At 65.1% G+C, this 23,319-nt stretch carries 18 protein-coding genes; 7 read left to right on the top strand and 11 right to left on the bottom strand.

Annotated features, from left to right (window positions below):
* Positions 1-22: 22 nt before the first annotated feature.
* The 7 genes from rhmD (at position 23) to A0U87_RS23470 (ending at position 6,860) form a co-directional block, all read left to right on the top strand.
* A complete protein-coding gene (rhmD, locus tag A0U87_RS23500; protein WP_004209345.1) occupies positions 23-1,243 on the top strand; it encodes an L-rhamnonate dehydratase in 1,221 nt (406 codons plus the stop codon).
* Positions 1,244-1,270: 27 nt separating this feature from the next.
* On the top strand, positions 1,271-2,128 hold the full coding sequence (locus A0U87_RS23495) for a fumarylacetoacetate hydrolase family protein (protein ID WP_048936813.1): 858 nt from the start codon (positions 1,271-1,273) through the stop codon (positions 2,126-2,128).
* Positions 2,125-2,874 carry an SDR family NAD(P)-dependent oxidoreductase gene (locus A0U87_RS23490; protein WP_004209347.1) on the top strand — a complete coding sequence of 250 codons (750 nt, stop codon included), beginning with the start codon at positions 2,125-2,127 and terminating at the stop codon, positions 2,872-2,874. The genes A0U87_RS23495 and A0U87_RS23490 overlap by 4 nt, the downstream gene beginning before the upstream one ends.
* A gap of 177 nt (positions 2,875-3,051) precedes the next feature.
* Entirely contained in the window at positions 3,052-3,954 is a 903-nt protein-coding gene (locus tag A0U87_RS23485; protein ID WP_048936812.1) for an amidohydrolase family protein, read from the top strand.
* Positions 3,951-5,015, top strand: a complete 1,065-nt coding sequence (gene rhaT, locus A0U87_RS23480) for an L-rhamnose/proton symporter RhaT (protein WP_048936811.1) — start codon at positions 3,951-3,953, stop codon at positions 5,013-5,015. The genes A0U87_RS23485 and rhaT overlap by 4 nt, the downstream gene beginning before the upstream one ends.
* The gene (locus tag A0U87_RS23475) at positions 5,015-6,055 is read left to right on the top strand and encodes a glycoside hydrolase family 43 protein (RefSeq protein ID WP_048936810.1); all 1,041 of its coding nucleotides are present in this window, start codon (positions 5,015-5,017) and stop codon (positions 6,053-6,055) included. Before rhaT ends, A0U87_RS23475 begins: the two co-directional genes overlap by 1 nt.
* Entirely contained in the window at positions 6,042-6,860 is an 819-nt protein-coding gene (locus A0U87_RS23470; protein WP_048936809.1) for an alpha/beta hydrolase, read from the top strand. The genes A0U87_RS23475 and A0U87_RS23470 overlap by 14 nt, the downstream gene beginning before the upstream one ends.
* A 25-nt stretch (positions 6,861-6,885) precedes the next feature.
* On the opposite strand, the gene A0U87_RS23465 is transcribed toward A0U87_RS23470, so the two are convergent.
* The 11 genes from A0U87_RS23465 to A0U87_RS23415 all read right to left on the bottom strand — a co-directional run bounded on the left by A0U87_RS23465 (position 6,886) and on the right by A0U87_RS23415 (position 23,153).
* Positions 6,886-7,935, bottom strand: a complete 1,050-nt coding sequence (locus A0U87_RS23465) for a LacI family DNA-binding transcriptional regulator (RefSeq protein ID WP_004209352.1) — start codon at positions 7,933-7,935, stop codon at positions 6,886-6,888.
* A 46-nt stretch (positions 7,936-7,981) separates the two neighbouring features.
* On the bottom strand, positions 7,982-8,947 hold the full coding sequence (locus A0U87_RS23460) for a family 43 glycosylhydrolase (RefSeq protein ID WP_048936808.1): 966 nt from the start codon (positions 8,945-8,947) through the stop codon (positions 7,982-7,984).
* Entirely contained in the window at positions 8,944-10,134 is a 1,191-nt protein-coding gene (locus tag A0U87_RS23455) for an SGNH/GDSL hydrolase family protein (protein ID WP_048936807.1), read from the bottom strand. The genes A0U87_RS23460 and A0U87_RS23455 overlap by 4 nt, the downstream gene beginning before the upstream one ends.
* A gap of 29 nt (positions 10,135-10,163) precedes the next feature.
* On the bottom strand, positions 10,164-11,678 hold the full coding sequence (locus A0U87_RS23450) for an MFS transporter (RefSeq protein WP_017500972.1): 1,515 nt from the start codon (positions 11,676-11,678) through the stop codon (positions 10,164-10,166).
* A 108-nt stretch (positions 11,679-11,786) separates the two neighbouring features.
* Positions 11,787-14,219, bottom strand: a complete 2,433-nt coding sequence (locus A0U87_RS23445; protein WP_048936806.1) for a glycosyl hydrolase 115 family protein — start codon at positions 14,217-14,219, stop codon at positions 11,787-11,789.
* Positions 14,219-15,799: a glycoside hydrolase family 28 protein gene (locus A0U87_RS23440; RefSeq protein ID WP_048936805.1), complete on the bottom strand. Its 1,581-nt coding sequence runs from the start codon at positions 15,797-15,799 to the stop codon at positions 14,219-14,221. Before A0U87_RS23440 ends, A0U87_RS23445 begins: the two co-directional genes overlap by 1 nt.
* A 28-nt stretch (positions 15,800-15,827) precedes the next feature.
* A complete protein-coding gene (locus A0U87_RS23435; protein WP_137406050.1) occupies positions 15,828-16,943 on the bottom strand; it encodes a glycoside hydrolase family 88 protein in 1,116 nt (371 codons plus the stop codon).
* Positions 16,944-19,952: a beta-galactosidase gene (locus tag A0U87_RS23430; RefSeq protein WP_137406049.1), complete on the bottom strand. Its 3,009-nt coding sequence runs from the start codon at positions 19,950-19,952 to the stop codon at positions 16,944-16,946. It abuts the gene before it with no gap.
* 22 nt (positions 19,953-19,974) lie between these two features.
* The gene (locus tag A0U87_RS23425) at positions 19,975-20,289 is read right to left on the bottom strand and encodes an L-rhamnose mutarotase (protein ID WP_037508075.1); all 315 of its coding nucleotides are present in this window, start codon (positions 20,287-20,289) and stop codon (positions 19,975-19,977) included.
* Positions 20,290-20,393: 104 nt separating this feature from the next.
* Positions 20,394-21,929 carry a glycosyl hydrolase family 28-related protein gene (locus tag A0U87_RS23420; protein ID WP_048936802.1) on the bottom strand — a complete coding sequence of 512 codons (1,536 nt, stop codon included), beginning with the start codon at positions 21,927-21,929 and terminating at the stop codon, positions 20,394-20,396.
* Between the two features lie 12 nt (positions 21,930-21,941).
* A complete protein-coding gene (locus tag A0U87_RS23415; protein ID WP_048936801.1) occupies positions 21,942-23,153 on the bottom strand; it encodes a rhamnogalacturonan acetylesterase in 1,212 nt (403 codons plus the stop codon).
* Between the last annotated feature and the right edge of the window lie 166 nt (positions 23,154-23,319).

The following is a 23,319-nucleotide window of genomic DNA, read 5'->3' as shown; positions in this document are numbered from 1 at the left end:
TGTTATTGCCCATCCCCTTGCGATGGGTCTGGCCCAAGGGAGTTTCAGCGTGCCCATCGTGACGTTGCCGAAGATCAAGCATGTCCGCGCCTTCACCGTGCGCGGCGGCGGTGCCGATTATCATGACCAGGGCGAAGGCCACTGGATCGACGATCACATCGCGACGCCGATGTCGAAATATCCCGAATATCGCCAGTCGCGGCAGAGCTTCGGCATCAATGTGCTCGGCACTTTGGTGGTGGAGATTGAGGCGGAAGACGGCACCATCGGTTTCGCCGTGACGACCGGTGGCGAGCCCGCCGCCTATATCGTCGAAAAGCATCTCGCCCGTTTCCTCGAAGGCCGGTCGCCGACCGATTATGAGAAGATCTGGGACCAGATGTATTTCTCGACCCAATATTATGGCCGCAAGGGCCTGGTCATCAACGCCATCTCCGGCGTCGACCTCGCGCTCTGGGATCTGCTCGGCAAGCTGCGCCAGGAACCGGTCTATCATCTGCTCGGCGGCGCGGTCCGCGACGAACTGCAATTCTACGCCACCGGCGCGCGCCCGGACAAGGCGAAGGAATTCGGCTTCATCGGCGGCAAGATGGCGCTGCACCACGGCCCGGCCGAAGGCATTGAGGGCCTCAAGAAGAATATCGCCGAACTGGCCGACATGCGGTCCAAGGTCGGCGATGATTTCTGGCTGATGTGGGACTGCTGGATGGCGCTCGACGTCGACTATGCCACCCGCCTAGCCATCGCCGCGCATGAGCTGGGTCTCAAGTGGATCGAGGAAGCGATCAGCCCGGACGATTATTGGGGCTACCAGCAGCTCAAGCGCAACGTGCCCAAGGGCATGCTGGTCACCACCGGCGAGCATGAAGCGACCCGCTGGGGCTTCCGCATGCTGATGGAAATGGATTGCTGCGACATCATCCAGCCCGACGTCGGCTGGTGCGGCGGCGTCACCGAGCTGCTCAAGATCAGCGCGCTGGCCGACGCCCATGGCAAGATGGTCGTGCCGCATGGCTCGTCGGTCTACAGCTATCATTTCGTCATCACCCGCCACAACTCGCCCTTCGCCGAGTTCCTGATGATGCATCCGGGGCCGACGGAGGTGGTGCCGATGTTCCACCCGCAATTGCTGGGCGAACCGGTGCCGGAAAATGGCCGCATGAAGGTGACCGCGCTCGACAAGCCGGGCTTCGGCGTCGACCTGAACCCCGACATCGCGATGCACCGCCCCTATACCCACTGATCGCCTGAACAGAGAAAGACTGATCCCATGAAATTTGTTCGTTTCGGCCAGCGTGGCCAGGAAAAGCCCGGCGTGATCGATGCCGAGGGCAAGATCCGTGACCTCTCCGGCGTCGTCGCCGACCTGACGATCGAGAGCCTCGCCGCCGCCAAGGGCGTCGACGTGGACTCGCTCCCCGTCGTCGATGGCGACCCGCGCTATGGCGTGCCGGTCAAGGGCATCGGCAAGATCGTCGCCATCGGCCTCAACTATGAGGACCATGCGATCGAATCCAACCTGCCGATCCCGACCGAGCCGATGATGTTCATGAAGGCGCTGTCGTCGCTCAATGGTCCCAATGACGAAGTGATGCTGCCCAAGGGTTCGACCCATGGCGACTGGGAAGTCGAACTGGGCGTGGTCATCGGCGAAACCTGCCGCTTCGTCAGCGAAGAGGAAGCGCTGTCGAAGGTCGCGGGCTATGTCCTCGTCAACGACGTGTCGGAACGCTTCAACCAGAAGCAGCGCGGCACCCAGTGGAGCAAGGGCAAGGGCCATGACACCTTCTGCCCGGTCGGCCCCTGGCTGGTGACCGCCGACGAAATCGGCAACCCGCAGGATCTCGACATGTATCTCGACGTCAATGGCGATCGGATGCAGACCGGCAATACGAAGACGATGATCTTCAACGTCGCCCAGCTCATCTCCTATGTCAGCGAATATATCACCCTCTATCCCGGTGACCTGATGATCACCGGCACCCCTCCGGGCGTGGGCGAGGGCAAGAAGCCCGAAGCCGTCTACCTCAAGGCCGGCGACGTCATGGAACTGGGCATCGCCAAGCTCGGCAGCCAGAAGCAGAATGTCGTGGAATGGCGCCACCTGGGCGACGAGGTGCTCGGATGAGCGTCTTTTCCGGACGCTATGAAGGTCGCTGCGCCATCGTCACCGGTGGCGCCTCGGGCCTGGGCAAGCTGGTTGCCAAGCGCATCGTCGAAGAAGGCGGCAAGGTGGTCCTGTGGGATCTGAATGCCGACGCCCTCGCCGCTGCGAAGGATGAAGTCGGCGCGACCCATGTAGTTGCGCTCGACGTCTCCGATCAGGCCGCCGTCGCCGCCGCCGCCAAGGCCAGCGCGGATGCGCTCGGCAAGATCGACGTCCTCGTCTGCTCCGCCGGCATCACCGGCGCGACTGCCACGGTGTGGGACTATCCGGTCGACAGCTGGCAGCGGGTGATCGACATCAACCTCAATGGCCTCTTCTACTGCAATCGGGAAGTCGTGCCCTTCATGCTCGAAAACGGCTATGGCCGGATCGTCAACCTCGCCTCGGTCGCGGGCAAGGAAGGCAATCCCAATGCCAGCGCCTATTCGGCCAGCAAGGCGGGCGTCATCGGCCTTACCAAGAGCATCGGCAAGGAACTGGCGGGCAAGGGCGTGATCGCCAATGCCCTGACGCCGGCCACCTTCGAAAGCCCGATCCTGGAACAGCTGCCGCAGAGCCAGGTCGACTATATGCGCTCGAAGATCCCGATGGGCCGGCTTGGCCTGGTCGAGGAATCGGCCGCCATGGTCTGCTTCATGGCCAGCGAGGAATGCAGCTTCACCACGGCGTCGACCTTCGACACCTCGGGCGGCCGCACCACCTTCTGACCCAAGCCTCTACGCGGCGCGACCGGTCATCCAAGAGCCCGGCGCGCCGCGATTTATGCCAGTTTCTCCCCCGTTCGCCCTGAGCCTGTCGAAGGGCAGGCTGAGCGAAGTCGAAGCCTTCGCCACGCTCGGCCCGAACGGAAAAGAGGCTGCTGAACTGTTCATGGGAGAGGACGCATGATCCCCTTTGTCGATGCCCATATCCATCTGTGGGATCTCAATCATATCCGCTACGACTGGCTGAGCCCGCCCTTTTCGGACGATGGCCCCAATGGCAGTGTCGAGCCGATCGCCCGCAATTATGGCGTGGCCGACTATCGCGAAGACCTTGCCCGCTGGAACGTCATCGGCGCGGTCCATGTCGATGCCGGCGCCGCGGCGGAAAGCGCGCTGCGCGAGACCCAGTGGCTCGACACGCTCGCCGCCGTCGACGGCCTCCCCACCGGCTTCGTTGCCTTCGCCGCCCTCAACGACCCGGATGTCGATGCGCTGCTGGCCGCCCAGGCCGCCCATCCCCGCGTCAAGGGCATCCGCCATATCGTCAACTGGCATGCCGATCCCCAGCGCACCTATGGCCCGGTCGACCTCACCGTCGATCCGCAATGGCAGGCGGGCTATGGCCTGCTCGCGAAGCATGGCCTCTCCTTCGACCTGCAATGCTATCCGGGGCAGATGCCCGGCCTCGTCCCGCTGATCGAGCGGCATCCCGATATCCCGGTCATCATCAACCATATGGGCATGCCGGTGCTGACCGATCCGGATGGCCTCAACGACTGGCGCAGGGGCATGAAGGCGCTCGCCGCACTGCCCCATGTCGCGGTCAAGTTGTCGGGCATGGGCTTCATCCGCCGCGACTGGATCATGGCTGGCATCGCGCCGCTGGTGCATGAGGCGATCGACATGTTCGGTGTCGATCGTTGTGCCTTTGCCAGCGACACGCCGACCGACAAGCTGTTCGGCCCGATCGACCGTTACATGGAATCCTATCACGCCATCGTGTCGGATTTCCCCGAAGCCGATCGCCGCGCGATGTTCGCCGGCAACGCCAATCGCCTCTATCGTCTGGGACTTGCCCTATGACCCCCAATCCTCTGCTCGGCGTCCTCTTCCACTGGCTCGGCGGCTTCGCCTCGGCCAGCTTCTATGTCCCCTTCCGCGGCGTGAAGCGCTGGAACTGGGAGATTTTCTGGCTCACCGGCGGCATCTTCTCCTGGGTGATTGCGCCCTGGTTCTTCGCCTCGGTCCAGACCAACGACCTGATGGGCGTGATGGCCCAGGTGCCCTCGTCCGTGGTTGGCTGGTGCATCTTCTTCGGCTTTCTCTGGGGCTTTGGCGGCCTCACCTATGGCCTTACCATGCGCTATCTCGGCCTCTCGCTCGGCATGGCGGTGGTGCTGGGCCTCTGCACCGTCTTCGGCACGCTGATCCCGCCGATCTTCGACGGCAGCTTCATGACGGAGATTGCCGGCACCCTGCATGGCCAGATCGTCCTGCTGGGCCTGGCCGTCACCGTGCTCGGCATCGTCGTCGTCGCCCGTGCTGGCGCCCGCAAGGATGCGGCGCTTTCGGCTGATCAGAAGGCCGCAGCCGTCGCCGAGTTCGATTTCAAGAAGGGGATCGCCGTCGCCATCTTCTCCGGCATCATGTCGAGCTGCTTCGCCTTCGGCCTCGCCGCCGGCGAACCGGTCAAGGCGCTCTCGGCCGCCGCCGGCACCGGTCCGCTCTGGACCGGTCTTCCCACCCTCTGCCTCGTCATGTTCGGCGGCCTCATCACCAACGCGCTCTGGTGCGGCTGGCTGATCGCCAGGAACAAGTCGGCGGGCCAGTGGGTCGGCGCGCCCGATGCCTCGGGCCAGCGCCCGAAGCTGCTGCCCAATTTCCTGCTCTGCGCGGTGGCGGGTACGGCCTGGTATTTCCAGTTCTTCTTCTACACGATGGGTGAAAGCCAGATGGGCCGCTTCGGCTTCTCCAGCTGGACGCTGCACATGGCCTCGATCATCATCTTCGGCACCTGCTGGGGCTTTGCCTTCCGCGAATGGAAGGACGCCGCGCCGGCGGTCCGCCGCATGGTGTGGAGCGGCGTCGGCCTGCTGATCCTCGCCACCCTCATCATCGGCTATGGCAACAGGCTGGCGAGCTGATGCGCCGCTGGCTCGCCGCTCTGTTGCTGACGCTCGCCGCCCCGGTGGCGGCGGCCGACGCGCCGCTGCTGACATCGCATCTGCGCATCCATGACCCTTTCGTCGTGGCGGAACCGGCGAGCAAGACCTACTGGCTCTTCTCGAAGAATGACCCGGCCGTCACCGGCGATCCGCGCATCGGTATCATGGCCTATGCCAGCAGCGATCTTGCCCATTGGCAGAAGCCGAAGCTGGTCTTCGCCCTGCCGAAGGACGTTTGGGCCGATGACGGCGGCTGGGCACCGGAGGTGCATCGCTGGAAGGGGCGCTATTATCTCTTCGCCACCTTCCACAATGACAAGGCGGCAATCCCGGCCAGCGGCAAGCGCCCCAATTATCGCCGCGCCACCTTGCTGGCGGTGTCGGACCGGATCGATGGTCCTTACCAACTTATCCACAAGGGCGAGCCGGTCACTACGCCCAATGACATGACGCTCGACGGCAGCCTCTATATCGACCCGGCCGGCAAGCCCTGGATGGTCTATGCCCATGAATGGCTGCAGATGGGCGTCGGCACGATGGAGGCGCTACCGCTGAAGGACGATCTCTCGCCCGCCGGCAAGCCGCAATTGCTGTTCCGCGCCAATGACGCCGACTGGGTGATCGGCCAGAAACAGCCCGAAGGGGATATGGGCTATGTCACCGACGGCCCCGAACTCTATCGCACCAAAAGCGGCACCCTGCTGATGCTCTGGTCCAGTTGGGGGAAGGGCGGCTATGTCCAGGCGCAGGCCCGCTCCAAATCCGGCACGCTCGCCGGCCCCTGGGAACAGCTTGGCCCGCTCATCATGCAGGACAGCGGCCATGGCATGCTGTTCCATGCCTTTGATGGCCGGCTGATGCTGGTCCTCCATCGCCCGTTCAAGCGGGCGATCGCCAAATTCTATGAGATGCGCGACGCCGGCGATCGGCTGGAGATCGTGCGCGAGGCCGTGGAACTGGATGGCGAAGCCTATCCCACCCATGGCTGCCCGATGGGAGTATCCGATGCTCGCTGCTGATCTGGTCTGGCCGCTGCGCGATGCGCCAAGCGGCGCCTTCGCGCTGGAGGACGCCAATGCCGCGCCCGAACAGGCGGTCGTCACCGCCGTCGATCGCCCGGTGCTGCTCGGCTATGCGCCCGACAAGCCCAATGGCCGCGCCATGCTCATCCTGGGCGGCGGCGGCTATGTCGCGCTGATGGCCGGACGCGAAGGGGTGCAGGTCGCCCAATGGCTGACGTCGCTCGGCTATCATGCCTTCGTCCTCGTCCACCGCTTCCCCCATGCCGGCACCGGCCCGTCCGCGCCGCTCGACGATGCGCTCGCCGCGATGCGGATGATCCGCGCGTCCGATCTGGCGCCCGATGGCGTCGGCGTCGTCGGCCTCTCCTCGGGCGGCCATCTCGCCGCCTGCCTCGCCGCGCATTATCCGGCGGACTGGGGCGATGTCGCGCCACAGCGGCCCGACGTCATGGTCATCGGCTATGCGCCCATCTCGACCAATGCCAAAGGGCGCACCATCGTCGCCGACAAGCCGCCACTGCCGCCGGTGGAAAAGCAGGCGCTCTACGACGTGCTTCAGCCGGACGCGCAATTGCGGCCTGGCCCGCCGCCGGCCTTCATCGCCTATGCCGGCAATGATCCGGTGGTGCCGGTCGAGAACGCCCATCGCCTCAGCCGCGCCTGGCAGGATGCGGGCGGCAGCGCGGAACTGCACATCTTCGCCGACGCCCCCCATGGCTTCGCGCTCGACACGCAGGATCAGCCGGTCTCGCTCTGGCCGCGCCTGTGCGAAGCCTGGCTCAGGCAGGTCGGCTTCCTGTAAACTTCGCTGTCACCTTCCGGCAATTCTAATGCCGTGAGGGCACGGCATCCGACTGGCGCCGGATCAGCTGATAATCCAGCTTCACCCGGCCCAGCGCCTCTTCGCCGGCGCCATCGTCCTGGCTGCTGAAATGGGCGCCCAGCAGGCCGATCGCCTCGCGCGCCATGTCGCGGATCGGCTGGCGGATCGTCGTCAGCGCCGGCCAGATCGCGCTCGCCAGCGGCGTGTCGTCGAAGCCGCAGATGGTGATGTCGCCCGGCACGTTGATCCGGCGCTGATGCGCCACCGTGATCGCCGCCGCTGCCATATCGTCATTGCAGGCAAAGATGGCGCTGGGCGGCGTATCGAGGCTCAGCAACTGCTCGGCCGCGTCCAGCCCCGATCGATAGGAAAAGTCGCCCGGCACGATCCAGCGCTCGTCCAGCCTTATCCCCCGGTCGGCCAGGCAGTCGCGAAAGCCCTGAAGGCGCCGGGCGCTGGCGCGGTGGCGGATATTGCCGGAGATGAAGCCGATCTGCCGATGGCCCAGGTCGATGAGGTGCCGGGTCAGGTCATAGGCGGCATGGCGGTCGTCGGTCCCCACCGCCAGCATGCCGGGCACATCGCCATCGGGGGCGATGCCGACCACGGCGATGTCACGCGCCTGCAACGCCTCGACCAGTTCGGCCCAGTCGCACAGCGGCGGCGGCAGGATGACGCCGGCGACATGCGCCTTCGACACCTGATCGACGATTTCCTTGGCAAAGGCGCCGGGCGCGCATTGCTCGACCACCAGATGCAGATGGCGCTGCGGCGCCTCGCCCAGCGCGCCGAGCAGCAACTCGCCCAGATAGGCCGACGTCGTCGAATTGCTGTGCAGCAAGGCCACCCGCCGGTCGGCACTGCCCACCAGCGCACGCGCCGACGCATTGGGCACATAGCCCAGATCCTTGACCGCCTGCTCGACCGCCTGTTGCGACTTGGCGCTGACCAGCGCCTTGCCGTTGATCGCGCGCGATGCGGTCATCATAGACACGCCGGCACGGGCGGCGACCTCGCGGATCGTGGGCGGCTTTTTCTTCGCGGCTTTCTGCATCACCTGACGTCCTAGCCGGTTTTCCCGACAAGGAAAATCGCGGCGATCAGGGCTTTAGTCGTATATGCGCCGGCGCATCGCGATCGACGGTCACGATCCCGTCCTTCTCGGTCAGTTCGGCGATCTGCAGCACCGACCGGCGTTTCCAGTCGGGATTGGCCTTCGCTTCATCCTCGCCCTCCTGATGGACGAAATAGATGATATAGGCGCGGTCGCCCGACACGATGATGTCGGGATGCTGGCCCTTGGCCCGGTCGGTCGGCGCCTTGCCCGGCGTCGCCAATATATAGTCCGGCTGGCGCGTCCAGTGTGTCCCGTCGTCGGAGCGCATCACCAGCAGCCCCTTCCACGCGTCGGAGATCAGCCAATATTTGCCCTTCCAGCGAAACGCCTTGGGCCCTTCGCCCGGCGTGTCGGTCAGCCGGTCCTTGACGGTCCAGTGGATGAGGTCGCTGCTGTCGGCAGTGCGGATCGCCTTGTTCATCCGCTCGTCGTTGAAGAACAGCCGATAGCTCCCGCCCGGCAGGGCGAGGACACTGGCGTCGATCACCCGGTCGGAGCCGAGGTCGAGCCGCTCGCCACAGGTCCAGCTCTTGAGGTCCGGGCTGGTCAGATGGACGATGAAGCGCGGCGCATTCCAGTCGCGATAGATGCCCGGCACCACCGTCAGCCACATATGCCACTGGCCTTCCAGCCACTGCACTTCGGGCGCCCACAGCGTCTCGCCGGTGCAACTGGTCGGGATCGTCGCGGTGCCGCTGTAGCGCCATTTGGCACCGTCCTTCGACCGCGCCGTGCCGATCGCCGTGCCATGGACCCAGCGGACATCCTTGGCGTCCTCCATGGGCAGGTCGGCGCGGCGATTGGTGTAGAACATCACCCATTCGCCGCTCTTGCGATCATAGACGGTCGACGCATCGGCCGCGCCATCATGCACCGGATCGCGCAGCAGCGGCTTGGGCGCCACCGGCCCGCTCGCGGCGGCGGCCATCAACAGCAGCGACGCGATCATTTGAACAGCCTCAGGTCGAACGCATCGGCCATGACGCGGAAGCCTTCGTCATTGGGGTGCAGCGCGTCGCCGACATCATAGGGCTTGGCCATGCGCGACGGATCGGCCGGATCGGCCACCGCCTTGGCCAGATCGACGAAGCCGTCGGCCTCCTTGGTCGTGCGGATCCAGTCATTGACGGCAATGCGCACCGCATCGCCCTCCGCGCTCCAATAGCCCGCGCCCTTATAGGGCAGGATGGTCGCCAAGATGACCTTGATATTGCGGTCATGCGCCCGCGCGATCATCTGGCGATAGGCGCCGATCACCGTCTGCGGCGTCAGCATCGGACGCTTGTCGCGCGCCGCCCCGCCCAGATCATTCACTCCTTCCAGAATGACGACATGGGTGACGCCCGGCACCGCCAGCACGTCGCTGTCGAACCGCGCCAGCGCATTATAGCCGTCCGCCTCGCTCAGCAGCCGATTGGCGCTGATCCCGGCATTGGCGACGCCGACGCTTTTACGCCCGGCTTTCTGCAGCCGCTCGGCCAGCAGGTCGGGCCAGCGCCGGTTGCTGTCGGGGGTGGCACGCACGCCATCGGTGATGGAATCGCCCAGCGTCACGATCGCCGTGCCGCGCTTGGCATTGTCGACCTCGACCGCCGAAATCACCACGCGCGGCCCGATGACGGTCGGGCTGGTCAGCGTCTCCGCCCCCGTCTGGTCGCCCGACGCGGTCCAGGTCGTCGCCGCCGAATAGCTGTGGACGGTCGCATCCGCCGCGCCCTGTGGCAGATGGATGGAAATGCTGATCCGGGTCAGCGGCTTGACCGCCAGGTCGATCGGATCGCTCAGCAGCGGCGCGCGCGCGGGGATGGTCGCGCCCTGCGCCTGGTTGAAGGTCACGACATGGTCGCTGCCTGGCACGATCGCGCCATTTTCGCCGGCCAGCGCGACATGCACGCTGCCCACCAGCAGCGGATTGACCGACATTTCGTTCGACAGGCGGATGCGGATGCGCTGCCCGCCGCTCGACAGGCGCACGACCTGGCGGACGGTGCGGTCGTTGAGATCGGGATGCTTCTCGGGCGGGGCGCGGTTGACCAAGGGTGCCGTCATCCAGCTGCGCGACCAATATTGGGCCTGCGCCGGCGATGCGGCGACCATCGCCAGCAGCGCCGCACCCAATAGCATCCTCTTGCCCATGTCCCTCTCCCTTATTGTCTGACCGGCCCTTATTGCGCGACCGGGTTGCGGCCCCACAGCTGGTCATAGCGCCAGCCGGACAGATCCTCGACCACTTCGGCCGCGACCGGCGATGTCGGCGTGCGCGCACCGCTGCGCAGATGCTCGATCTCGCGCATCAATATGTCGTGCGTCGCCGGGCTCAGGCGGAATTTGGTCGACACCCAGATGCCCAGCCCCAGGCAGCCGACCGTGCCGACGCCCAGCAGCAACGCCATGGTCAGGATCGCGCCATGGCTCTGTTCCGCCGCGCCCGATACGAAGCCGCCGGCCTGCATGATGAAGCCCACGCCGGCGACAGCCGCCGCCTGTGTCGCCTTGCGCACGAAGGTCATGACCCCGGCAAAGCTGCCTTCGCGGCGCTGGCCGGTCACGATCTCGTCGACATCGGCCATATAATTATAGGTCGCCCAGGGAATATAGTTGAGCGCGCCGCGGCCCAGGCCGCACAGGATGATCGGCAGCCAGATCCACGGGCTGGTCGCCGGCACGCCCGCAAACCACAGGCCGATCAGCGTCAGGCAGCCGACGGCGAAGTCGGCGGCGGCGACCTGATAGGCCTTGGCCGGCGACGCCCGCAGCGCCAGGTTGATGGCGATGATCACCGCCACGAACTGGACGATATACATGGTGCCCAGCAGGCCCGATGCGATCGCCGTCGATCCGGCCAGCGCGAAGATCACGAAGAAGGTGAAGGCCGCGTTGAAGATGTCCTGGCTGATATAGCCACCCAGATACATGCCCAGATGCAGGCGGAAGGCGCGGATGCGCATGGTCGAAAACAGGTTGCGGTAGAGCGCCTTCAACGCCTGTCCCGGCCCGCCCGCGCCGACCGGATGCTGGCCGATAGCCTCGGCCGATCCGGGCAGGTGCCGTTCCCAGCTGAACAGGTAGAGCAGCCCCGCCGTCACCATGAACAAGGCGGCAAAGATGATGCCCATGTAGAAGAAGGTGTCGGCGCTGTCGCGGCCCAGGGCGTTGATCAGCCACAGCGGCAGGAAGCCGGCTAGGATTGCCGATGCCTGACCGAACAATATGCGCGACCCGGCGAACTTTGCCTTGGTGCGATAGTCGGTCGACATTTCAGCCGCCAGCGTCTCGAACGGAATGATCTCCATCGCATAGACCAGCTCGAACAGCACATAGCTGACCAGATAATACCAGAAGCCCTGACCCGGCAGCCACATCAGCGCGAAGCTCGGCAACAGCGGAATCGCGGCCAGGATGAAGAAGCGACGGCGGCCGAACTTGCGGCCCAGCCAGGTGCCGCCGAAATGGTCGGAAATATAGCCGATCATCGGCGAGGCAAAGGCGTCCAGGATGCGCGCGACGGCAAAGATGGTCGCCGCCTGTCCGGCGCTAAGCCCGCAGAATTGCGTGTAGAAGATCAGCACCCAGCCGGAAATGACCGCCATCGATCCCGCGCCCAGCACGTCGTTGGAGCCATAGGCGAGGTAATTTTGCAGGCGGACGGGACGCGCGGTGGATGGGGCAGTCTCGGGCAATTCAGGTCCTCCGCCTAGGGCAATGATCGGCGCTTGGGCTCTTGTTCTGACGCGCGCGGGCATATGAAATATATGCCACATAGTGAACGGCTATCACACGATATGAGACTAATGCAAGCCGCCATCCGCCTTTTCTGCGGTCGCTGGCACGAAGCGGATTGCCTCGATCAGCACGCCGGGATCGGCGCGCTCCAGCGTCACGACATGCCGCCCGCCGCTCAGTCGTTGCGTTAACGTCATGGTCGCGCGATTGTCCAGCACCCCCATCGCCCAGTCGCGACTGCCGGTCTCGCGCCGACTCTCCAGCGCCTGCGTCACGCCATCAATGTCGATGGTCAGATGCAGCGTGTCGCCATCCCTGTCGGCATAGGTCGGCAAGATATCCACAAGCACGGTCCATTCGCCCGGTGGCAGGTCGATCGTCGCGCGGCTCGCCCCGGCCTTGGTGCCAGGCGCCAGCATCGCGCCATGACGACCCAGCCCCTCCACGCGCGTCCATCCGGCGAATCGGTCCGGCGTCAGCAGCGGCAGGTCAGGAACGGCCGGCTGCGCCTTGGCCGGCCCGGCCGGCGGCGCCGGCGCATCGATCGGCGGCAGGATCACCGGCGTCTGGCGATAGCTGCGCCATTGCCCGTCCGCCGGCTCCACCGCCATGATTCCGCGCCATTTTCCGCCCGCCAGTTCGCGGTTGTAATAGGTCGTCAGCCTGTCAATTTCGCTGTCCGCTTCATGCGCGATCCTGCCGCGCCGCGTCGCCTCGGCCAGGTCGCTGTCACGCAGCCGGTCATGCGCCTCGGCGGAAAAGAAGCGCCGGTTGGCTGCCGCCGATGCCCGCACCGGATAGGCCAGCAATTCATAGAAGGCGTCGCGCCGCTCGGCCGGGATCGCCGGCTCGACCTTCGCCAGCGCCGCTTCCATCGCCGCGAACGCCGCCAACCGCGCATCCGCCTCGCCGATCGTCAGCGGGCTTTGCCGATACTTATCCACAGGCAGATTCCACTGCAGATGCTCGGGCCGCCGGGCGAAATTCAGCCGATGATAATCGCGCAAAATCCCCGCAATGGCGGGTGCCTGCGCAGCATCGACATTCTCCGCCACCCAGTCGTCCACAAACTTATCCACAGGCTTTGCCCGCACCTTATCCACAGCCCAGGCGAGGCTCAGAAAATAGTCGGTGGCCAGTTCCGCCGGCTTCAAATCGCCGACATTGGCGACCCAGACCTGCCGCGCGCCGGCATCCCAGGCGCGACCCATTTCCTCGCGGATCAGCGCCGGCGGGGTTGTGGATAACCATAGGTAGGAGAGCGGCGCGCCGAGATAGGAGAGATGATAATAGACGCCCGACCCGCCCTTGCGCGCTCGCTCGGCGGCATCGGGGAAGTGGCGGATATAGCCGAAATTATCGTCCGGCCACATCAGCGTCACATCGTCGGGCACCTTGAGGCCCGCGCGATAGACGTCCAGCACTTCCTTATAGGGGGTGAAGACCTGCGGCGCGTCGGCCGCACCGGCCCTGGCCAGCATCGCGCGCTGGTCGGCAAAGATGCGCTCCAGCGTGGCGCGCCGCTCCTCGACCGTCTTTGGCCCCACCATGCCGCTGTCATGGATGCCGCGCATCCCCAGCGTCCAGATGCTCTCATAACGGGCATTGCTGCGTACCCGCTCGTCCCAATAGCGCCGCACCCCGTCGGGGTTCTTCAGATAATCGAAATCCTCGGCCGGGGCGGTCCATTCGCCGACATTGTTGCGCAGCATCGGCTCGGCATGGCTCGACCCCATGATGATGGCATAGCGATCGGCCAGCGCCGCATTGGCCGGGTCGGCATTGAACGGCGTCGTCACCTTGTGCATCGCCGGCCACAGCAGATTGGCCTTCAGCCGCAGCAGCAGCTCGAAAACCTGTGCATAAGTCTTCGGCCCCAGCGGCTTCTCGTCCGGCGCATGCTTTCCCGCCGCCCAGGGCACCAGCCCCCAATCCTCGTCATTCAGGAAGATGCCGCGATATTTGACCGAAGGCGGCCCGAACCGCCGGGCATCCTTCGCCACATAGAGCGCGTCGCGATGCAGCGGCGTGACGTCCGCCCACCAGTGCCAGGGTGACACGCCGATCGCGCGCGACAGTTCATAGGCGCCATAGGCGGTGCCGCGCCGGTCGCTGCCGATGATCAGCAGCGCGCGCGCCACGCCGGCCGCCGGCCGCTCGACCGGCAGGATCAGGAAACTCTCCCACGCGCCTTTCAGCTTCGCGACATCGATCCGCTTGTCCGCCACCAGCCGATCGATCGCTTCACTATGGCCCAGCGTGCCGATCCAGACCTGTGCCGCGCCGCCCTCGGCCGCGCCAGTGACTCGGCCAATATCCTGCTTCAGGTCATCGGCGGCGATTCCTACCACGGCGTCATCGGCTGGGTCGGTGACGATCCGCGCCGCCTGCCCCTGCGCCACCAGCGGGAAATCCCCCCGCTGCGCCACCGACCGCACCCAGTCCGCCGCCTGCGCCGGCGTCGCGCCGAGCAGCAGCAGCGCCAGCCACCAGCGCATCAGAAACGCACCATGTTGGTCGTGTCGATCCGCCGATCCGGCAGGTCGCGGATCGCGCTGCTGCGAAAGCCGGTCACATGCTCCAGCCGGAAGGAATCCGCGCCGCCCGGCATCTTCAGATAGGATCCGTCAAACCCTTCGACATGCTTCAGCCAGAAGGCCGGTCGCGCGTCCGCCGCCCGTGTCCGCACCTCGACATGGCTCAGGTCCAGATTGCGCGCATGACGGATGAAGAAACCGCTTGCCGGCAGGGGACCGAACCGGTCGGGATCGGGATAATCCTCTTCCTTGGCCGGCGGATCGATCCCGGCCATCGCCGCGTCGCCGCCGCCCGGCTGGTCGATGAAGATATTGCTGATCTGGACGTCCTCGACCGGATGGCCGGCCACGCCGGCGATGATCGACGGCAGCATCGACCCGCTCTGGCAGGTGATATTGTCGATCAGCACCCGTCGCATCGATCCCACCGCCGCGCCGGCCGGCCCGCGCATCCGCCGGCCCAGCCGCAGGAACAGGGCCGGGCTGTGACAGCCGCGCATGGCGATGTTGCTGATCGTCACATCCTCCATCACCGCGCCGTCCACCGTTTCCAGCGCCAGCCCCCAGCATTGGTCGAACACGCAATTGCTGATGGTGATATTCTTGAACCCGCCATTGCTTTCGGTACCGCACTTGATCCGCCCCAGCAGCCAGGTGTCGCGATTGCGCGCCAATGGTTGGAACGTCCCGTCCAGCAGCGTGCCGACGACATAGGATCCGCTGACATGGCAATTGGTGATGGTCACATTCTCGGTCGCGCGGGGATAGCCCAGCGCATAGCTGGACTTGGGCACGATCGCGTCATCATAGGGGGTGTTGAGCGTGCAGTTGCTGACCCGCACATTGCGGCAGCAGTCGATGTCGAAGCCGTCGCGGTTGGTGTCGACGGTGAGGTTGTCGATCAGCAGATTGTCGACCCCGGTGGCCAGCAGGGCGAAATGCCCGCCCTCCAGAATGGAAAAGTCCCGCAGCGCGACATTGCGGCAGTTTTTGAGCGCGATCGCCTTGTTACCGACGCCGGGCAGTTCGGCGGCCGGTCGATCCTTATCGGGATGGCCCCGGCTCAGCCCCTTGCCCCAAATCAGCCCGTCGCCGCAGATCGCGATATCATGCAGTCCCTCGCCATGGATCAGGCTGTTGCGCCAATGATTATGGCCATAATCCTGATAGGGCGCGATCGCCGGATCCTGCGGCTCGGCCGCATCATATCCGCCATTGGGAAGGCCGGTCAGCGGCACCGATGCGGCCAGCAGGGTGGCGCCCCGGTCCAGCCACAGGGTGATGTTGCTCTTCAGGTGTATGGTATAGCTGGCATAGCGGCCGGGCGGCACATAGACGGTCCCGCCGCCGCGCTCTGCGGCAAAGGCGATCGCCCGGTCGATCGCGGGGCTGTCGATATGGCTACCATCGCCCTTCGCGCCGAAATCGCGAACATTCACTATGCCCTGCGGCAGGGCGCGGCCGAAAGCGGGCAGTGCCGCCAGCATGGATATGCCGGCGGCACCTTTCAGCAGGAAACGGCGATCGAACGGTCCTTCCATTTACCCCTCGATCCCCGTTTCCCGTGACTCAGATATAGGTGCGCAGGAACTCGCCGAGTGCGCACATGGCCAGGCTCTGGCCATAGGGCATGGAGGTGAGCGCGATGTCCTTGTAGAACTGCATCGTGTCGCCCATCGCCGTGCCGAAGCTCACCTGCTGCAGCTCGCCAGTCTCGTCGATGTTCGCCAGCACGCCGCGCACCGCCTTGATGCCGACTTCCTCATAATGGCGGGGCAGATAGCCCTTACGCACGGCCTTCAATATGCCATAGGCAAAGCCGGCGGTGGCCGATGCTTCCAGATAGCTGGTCGGATCGACGATCAGCGTGTGCCACAGGCCGGTTTCGGCGTCCTGCGTCTCGGCCAGGGTCTTCACCTGGGCGGCCAGCGTGTCGATCAGGAAGGTGCGGAAGAAATCGCCTTCCTTCAGGTCGAGGATCTCGATGATCTCGGGGATGGCGATCGTCACCCAGCAATTGCCCCGCGCCCACAGCGCTTCGGCGAAATTGTGGCGGCCGTTGAAGTCCCAGCCGTGGAACCACAGGCCGGTCTTCGTATCATAGAGATATTTGATATGGACCAGGAACTGGCGCTTGGCTTCCTCGACATAGGTCGGACGATCCAGCAGCAGGCCGATCTTGGCCAGCGGCAGCACCGACATCATCAGCGTGTCGTCCCACATCTCGCCAGGATTCTCGTCATTATAGACGATATGCTGGAACCCGCCTTCTTCGGTCTTGGGCAGGCCGTCGGCCGCCATCAGCCATTCGGCCCAGACGTCCAGATAGGGGATGTAGCGCGGGTCGGGCTCATATTCATACAGATGGGCCAGCGTGATGAACGGGGCCATCGTGTTGATATTCTTGGTCGGCGTGCCTTCGGCAAAGCGATCCTCGAACCACTGCTTGATGATGCCCAGCGCCTTCTGGTCGCCGGTCTGCTCGAAATAGCGCCACATGCCGAACAGGCCGACGCCATGGGTCCATTCCCATCCGGCCCAGCCCTTGGTGTCGATGATGCGGCCATCTTCCAGATGGAGCAGGAATTCGCCTGTCTCGTCCTTGATATTGACGAGATTGTCCATCAGCCGGTCGATGGATTCGACGACCTGCTGGCGCGGTACATCATGGGTGAGAGCGGCCACTTACTTGGTCTCCTTGAGGTCTGAAGGTGCGTTTGGCGCGGTCACCATCTGCACCGGCAGACCGCCTTTCACATTGCGTAGGGTGACGAGGCGCACGGTTTCGAGCGCATCGCCCGGCTGACCGTCGGACGTGACGGCCAGCGCGACATGGTTCTGGCCCCTGTGGTTCAGGATGCCTTCGGGAATGGGGAAGGTCCGCTGCGGCCCGACATGGGCGATGAACTGCCCCATGTTCCAGCCGTTGACGAAGATCAGCACACGGTAACGCACCGGCGAACGCGGCTTGCCGGCGTCGCCAATGCTCAGGCCAATGGTCGCATCCTGCCCCTTGGGAACGTTGAGGGCAAAGCTGGTGCGATACCAGCTCGTCCCGGCCGCCGCCTGGGTCGCGGGCACGCTGGCCTTGGCCCAGCCCGCGTCGTTGAAGCCGGGCAGGTGCCAGCCCATCCGCTCGCCATAAAGGCCGCCATTATTGGCCGGGCCACGGGCGACATCGGGCAGATCCTCGCCGCCCTGCTTGCCCTGGATCTTCCAGTGGATCGGCACCGCGAAGCTGCGTCCGCTCGGGCCGCCCTCCAGCGAAGCGGAGACCAGGCCGCGCGCTACCTTGTGGAAATCGTCGCTGTCCAGATCCCAATTATGGCCATTGTTGCGGACCATGACGGAAATGACATGCTCGCCTGCCGCCTGCGCGTCCGCCGGCAGGGCAAAGCGCGCCGTGCCAGTGGTGATCGGCCGGGGCAGGCCGCCGGGCGTTTCGCCTTCGCCCAGGAACTTGCCATCGACCCAGGCCTGCACCAGCCCCGAACCGCCCGCGCCATAATAAAGCGACAGCGCCTTGGCATCGGGTGAGCCGGTGAAGCGGCCGCGATACCAGACATCGCCATCATGGAAGCCATAGGCGTCCATCAGCATATTGGGCTGGCCGTCGGGTTTGGCGGTGGTGCTGGCATAGGAGCGGTTGTCGATCGCCTGCCAGCCGCTGTCGTCGAAACCGGGCTGCGCCTCAGGCGAACCCTGTGCCATGCGCCAGTCGTTGAGCGCCGGCAGAGCGACATCAGCCGGGCCGGCAAGCGGCTGGACCGCGGCGATGCTGCCGATGGCTGTCGCTTTCGTTGTCACCTTCGCGCCGTTCCAGCTGACCGAGCGGACCGCCTTGGGCGCCCAGATTTCCATCGGGCTGGCCGTATTCGTATCGCCGGTCAGCACAAGCGAACCGCCCTTGGCAACAGCGCTGCGCACCAGCGCCGGCCCGCGTACCAGCATGTCCTTCTCGCGCCAGTAGCGCGCGCCCTCGGCCTCATCGGCCAGGATCAGGGTCAAGGGCGGACGCCCGCCCCCCTCGATCCGCACCACGGCGCGGCCCTGATGGCTGTAATCCAGCTTCAGGTCGCCCTTCGCGGCATCGAACGCGCTGCGCGCCTGCCCCTCAACCACCGTCACCTTGGGCGCGGAAGTGTAGCGCAGCACCGTCTCGCCCGGCTCGCCGGCGCGGCCATAGAGCAGGATCAGGTCATTGCCGTCGATCTGCTGCGCCGACTGAAGTTCGGAACTGGAATAGACCAGCCGCTGCCCGCCCAGCGTCACGCCGGCGACCAGCCATTTGGCGTCGAAGCCATTGAGCTGCATCGGCACGGTATAGCGGCCATCGGGCAGGTCGGCGGTAAAGCTGAAAGCGTCGCTCGTCTGCCCGTTGGACGGCTTGTGTGTCACCATCAGGAAGCGCGCGTCCGTCTCCGGGCTCTTGTTGTGATAGACTTGGATATTGGGCGAGCTGATCTCCGGTGTCCCGGCCGGGATCATGCCGGCCATGTCGGGGACGGAGGCGATCAGGCCGCCCAGCTGCTTCATCTCCAGCGCCTTTTCGCGCACCTCGCGCGGCTCGGAAATGGCGGAGCCATAATCATAGCTGCTGAACACCACCGGCGCGGGCAGCCAGCCCCAGCTGGTGCCGCCATAGCCCATGTAGAAGCTCTGGATGCCGATGCCATTGGCCAGGTTCGTGCCATAGAAGACGCGCTGGAACCGCTTGCCACGCTGGATCGCGTTGCACTCATAGCCGCCGTTCGAACCCCAATAGTCGAACCAGCCACCGCCGAATTCGGCCAGGAATCCGGGCGTGTCCGGGGACGCGGATGCGCCGCCCTTGGCGCCGCCGGGACCATAATAGCCCCAGTCGGGCGCGGCCGATCCACGCGTTGGCTTGCCGTCCACGGTACAGGTGCCGCCGGGATAGCCGTCGAACGCATACATGTCGTTGGGGCCGTGGACGACCTTCTCCACCTTGCTGCTCTCGGGCGCCCAGTAACCGTTGCGGCCCTGGTCATTGTGGAACAGCGGCACGGTGATGCCGTCGGCCCGTGCCTTGGCATAGAGATGATCCATATAGCGCCGCTGCGCCGGCGTGGTCATCGCCAGCTCATTCTCGATCTGGTGCAGGATCACGCCATATTTGCGGCTCGGATCATTGTTGATCTGGTGCTTGGCGATGATCGCGTTGACCTTCGTCAGCCATTCGTCCGCGGCCGCCATATAATCGGGGTCATCGGTGCGGGCGCGGGCGCGCTGGTTGACCAGCCAGCCGGGAAAGCCGCCGCGCGACAATTCCGCATTCACATAGGGACCGGCGCGGGTGATGACGTAGAGGCCTTCCTCCTCCGCTTGTGTCAGCAGCCGGTCGATGTCGCGGATGCCGCTGAAATCATACACGCCCTTTTTCGGGCTGTGGAAACCCCAGTCGAAATAGACGGCGACGCTGTTGAAGCCGCTGGCCTTCATCTTCTGGAGGATGTCGCGCCACAGATCGGGCGAGGGCAGGCGGAAATGGTGGAATTCCGACGACCAGATCACCATCCGCTTGCCGTCGATCATCAGCGATCGCGCATCATAGGAGACGCGGCCGAAGGTCTTGACCGGCGCGGAGAGGTTGGCGGTCGGCTTGGCCTGCTGCGCCAGGACGGGCGTGGCGAGCATGGTGCCAAGGGCGAGGGCGGCGATGAAGCTACGCATGGGTGTCAGCCTGTTCCTGCACTCAATCCATGTGGAACAGCAGCGACAGCGGCCATTCCTTGGGCTGGTTGCTCGGCTGCACTTCCATCAGCGGCGCCATATAATCCCACCAGCGCTTCATGATCGGATGGTCGGGCAGGCTGTCTCGGCTATTGTCCTCGCGCAGCTTCAGCACCGCGAACAGGCTCAGCGTCTCTTCGTCCAGGAAGATCGAATAGTCATGGATGCCCGACTCGGTCAGCAGCGCCGACAATTCGGGCCAGATCTCGTCATGGCGCTTGCGATATTCCGCGACCACGCCGGGCTTGAGCTGCATCTTGAAGGCGTGGACGGACATCGGCTCTCCCCTGTGAACCATATTATGGAACTCGAAACCGATATTTGGGTAACATCGTCCCACATGTTCGTCAAATGCTAAGAATGGGTGGGACGATGTCCGTTTCAGCGCGCCAGGATCGGGCTGTTGCGGATCGTCAGGCCCGCCACATCGTCGAACAGCGCCGGTGGCCGCGCGTCGAGCGTCGCCGTCTCGGCGGAAAAGCGCTCGATCGTCAGCCGCTCGGCATGGCGCGCCCATAGCGCCCAGCTGGGCAGCACGCCGAACATGCTGGGTTCGGGATAGGCATCGGCCAGTTCGGCGGGCCTGCGCGCCGCATCCTGCGCGGTGCCGCCGCCCTGATAGACCAGATGCACGTCGCGCAGCGTCACGTCGCGCACCGGATGGCCCGGCAGGCCGGCAATGCTCGCGGCAAATCTGTGGTCGATCCCGCGCGCATCCACCTCGCTGATCTCCACGCCGTTGATCGCGCCGATGCCGGTGCCATCCGGCCCGCGCCGCCGATCGCCGATGCGCAGGAAGATCGGCGCGGTCGTCACCTCGCGCATGGTCAGCCGCCGCGCGGCGATATTCTCCATGACCCCGCCGTCGACCGTTTCCAGCGCCAGCCCGCGGCAGCGGGTGAAGCGGCAATCCTCGATCCGGATATTGCGATATCCGCCATTGCTCTCGGTGCCGAGCTTGATCCGACCGGTGACCCGGTCCTGGTCGGGCGCGATCTGCTGTGTGGTGCGCTTGGTGCCGTCCAGCATCGATCCCATGTCATAGCCGGACACGTCGCAGTCGCGGATCAGGATATTCTCCGATGCGATCGCGCGGCCCAGCGCATAGCTGCTCTTGACAACGATGCCGTCATCATTGGGCGAATTGACCCGGCAGCGTTCCACCACCACGTCGCGCACGCAGTCGAGGTCGATACCGTCGCGTTCGGTGTCGATCGCCAGATTGTCGATGCGCAATTGCTGCGTGCCGGTCGCGATGATCGCGAAATGCCCGCCCTTCAGGATCGAAAAGCCGCTCAGATGAATGTCGCGGCCGTTCTTCAGCGCGATCGCCTTGTTGCCCAGGCCGTTCATCTTCGCGGCATCGGGCTCCAACTCGGCAATCTGCGCGTCGCTCATCCTGCGCATCGACAGCGGCCGTTCGCCGGCCTGCTTCTTCCAGCGGGCACCCGGCCCGTCGCGGGTCAGGCCCAGGCCATGGATCATGCCGGGGCCAAGAATCGCAACCTCGACCAGATCCTCGCCCCAGATCAGGCTGTTGTGCCAATGGCTATGGCCGAAATCCTGATAGAGCTGGTCGATCCCCGTCTCGGGCAGGTCATAGCGGCCGGCATGGCGCGCGGGATCGGCCGCCTCGATCACCGCGCCTTCGCCGATGACCAGGGTGACATGGCTCTTCAGCCGGATCGAGAAGCAGAGATAGCGGCCCCGTGGCAGCAGCACGGTGCCGCCACCTGCCTGCGATGCGGCCAGGATCGCGGCATTGATCGCATCGCTGTCGATCGCCATGCCGTCGCCCCGTGCGCCATGATCGCGCACGTCGAACCGTCGCGCCGCATGACCGGCAAAGGGAAAGGCAGTGCCGGGCGCCAGCAGCGCACCAGCGGCCAGGCCCAGGCTGATTTCGCGCCGGCTCATCCGCAACATGGCTCAGTTACCTGCCGGACGCACATCGCTATGTGCCCGGCTCGGCACGATCGCCACCTGCGCCGCGCTCGGCGGTTGGGCCGGCGCAAAGGGGGCGGCGACGACATGGGGCGCCAGTTCGGGAATCTGTGCCCTGATCCGCTCGGCCACCGCGCTCGCCAGCAGCCAGGCGCCATAATTATCATGATGGGTCTTGTCCTTGCCGCCATCATTGAAGGCGGTCGGCGCAACCTGCGGCCCCAGCGCCTCATAAATGGCCCGGCTGTCGGCATTCAGGTCGATCAGCGGCACTCGTTCCTCGGCCGCCAGCTTGCGCACCGCATCGGCATAGCTGCCCAGCGTATCCTTGATGCGGCCGCTCTCGTCGAAATTGCGCCGTTCGGGGGAGGTCACCAGCACCGCATGGGCGCCGCGCCGCCGCGCCTCGGCGATATAGGCGCGCAGATAGGCGGGGTAGGTGTTCGCCGCATCGGCATAGGTTTGCGGCCATTCCTGTTTCTGGTCATTATGGCCGAACTGGATGAACAGCCAGTCACCCGGCTTAACCGCCGACAACAGCTTGTCGAAGCGCAGGTCGGTGAGGAAGGATTTGAGCGTCGCACCCGACTTGGCATGGTTGGCGACCGCGATGCTGCCGTCCAGCATTACGGGGAGCATCTGGCCCCAGCTCGCCGCCGGCTCGGCCGCCTGATCGGTGACGGTCGAATCGCCCGCGAGGAAAAGGGTTGGAGCGCTCACCGGCTCGATCGTCACCGAAGCGACCTGCGGCTTGCCCAGAAATTCCAGCGTCAGCCGGTCGTCCCACGTATATTCGCGCGCATCGCCGGCAGTGATCCGCACCGCCGTTCCGCCCGGCGCATTGGCGGGCGGCGGCGGCAGGGCAGGGCTGCGGACATTGACCAGGAACTGCCGTTCGACGAACTGTCCCTTCTTGGTCGCGACATTGCGCAGCATCAGCCGCCGTGCCTCCGCCTTGACCGTGGTGTCGCCAGCCGCCTTGCGGTTACCCAGCGTCAGCGTCACCCGATAGGTGCCGTCGGGCACGGCCACCGAAAACAGGAAGTCATCCGCGGTGCTGCCCGGCTCCATGCCATGGCCGCCGGCCTGATAGGGCGTCTGCCGTGTGGCGCTGTCCGACGACAGGTCGAAGGACTGCGGCGCGGCGATGGAGGATCCTGCCATCAGGATCAGGGCAAGGCTGGTGCTGAGCGGCATGACGCAAACATCCTGAGCGAGACAAATAGGGGAGCGCGCCAAGACGCGCTCCCCCAAGAAAACCGCCCGTGCAGAGGCGGAAGCAGGAATCCGGTCGCGATCACGATGGGATCGGTCTCATAAATTGATAGCATGATCCATATATAGGGAAAAAATTCCGGTCAAT

This window comes from Sphingobium sp. MP9-4, assembly GCF_005281675.1.
Lineage (GTDB): Bacteria > Pseudomonadota > Alphaproteobacteria > Sphingomonadales > Sphingomonadaceae > Sphingobium > Sphingobium yanoikuyae.
The sequence above is the reverse complement of the archived record's forward strand: the minus strand, read 5'-3'. Positions and strand labels throughout refer to the sequence as shown.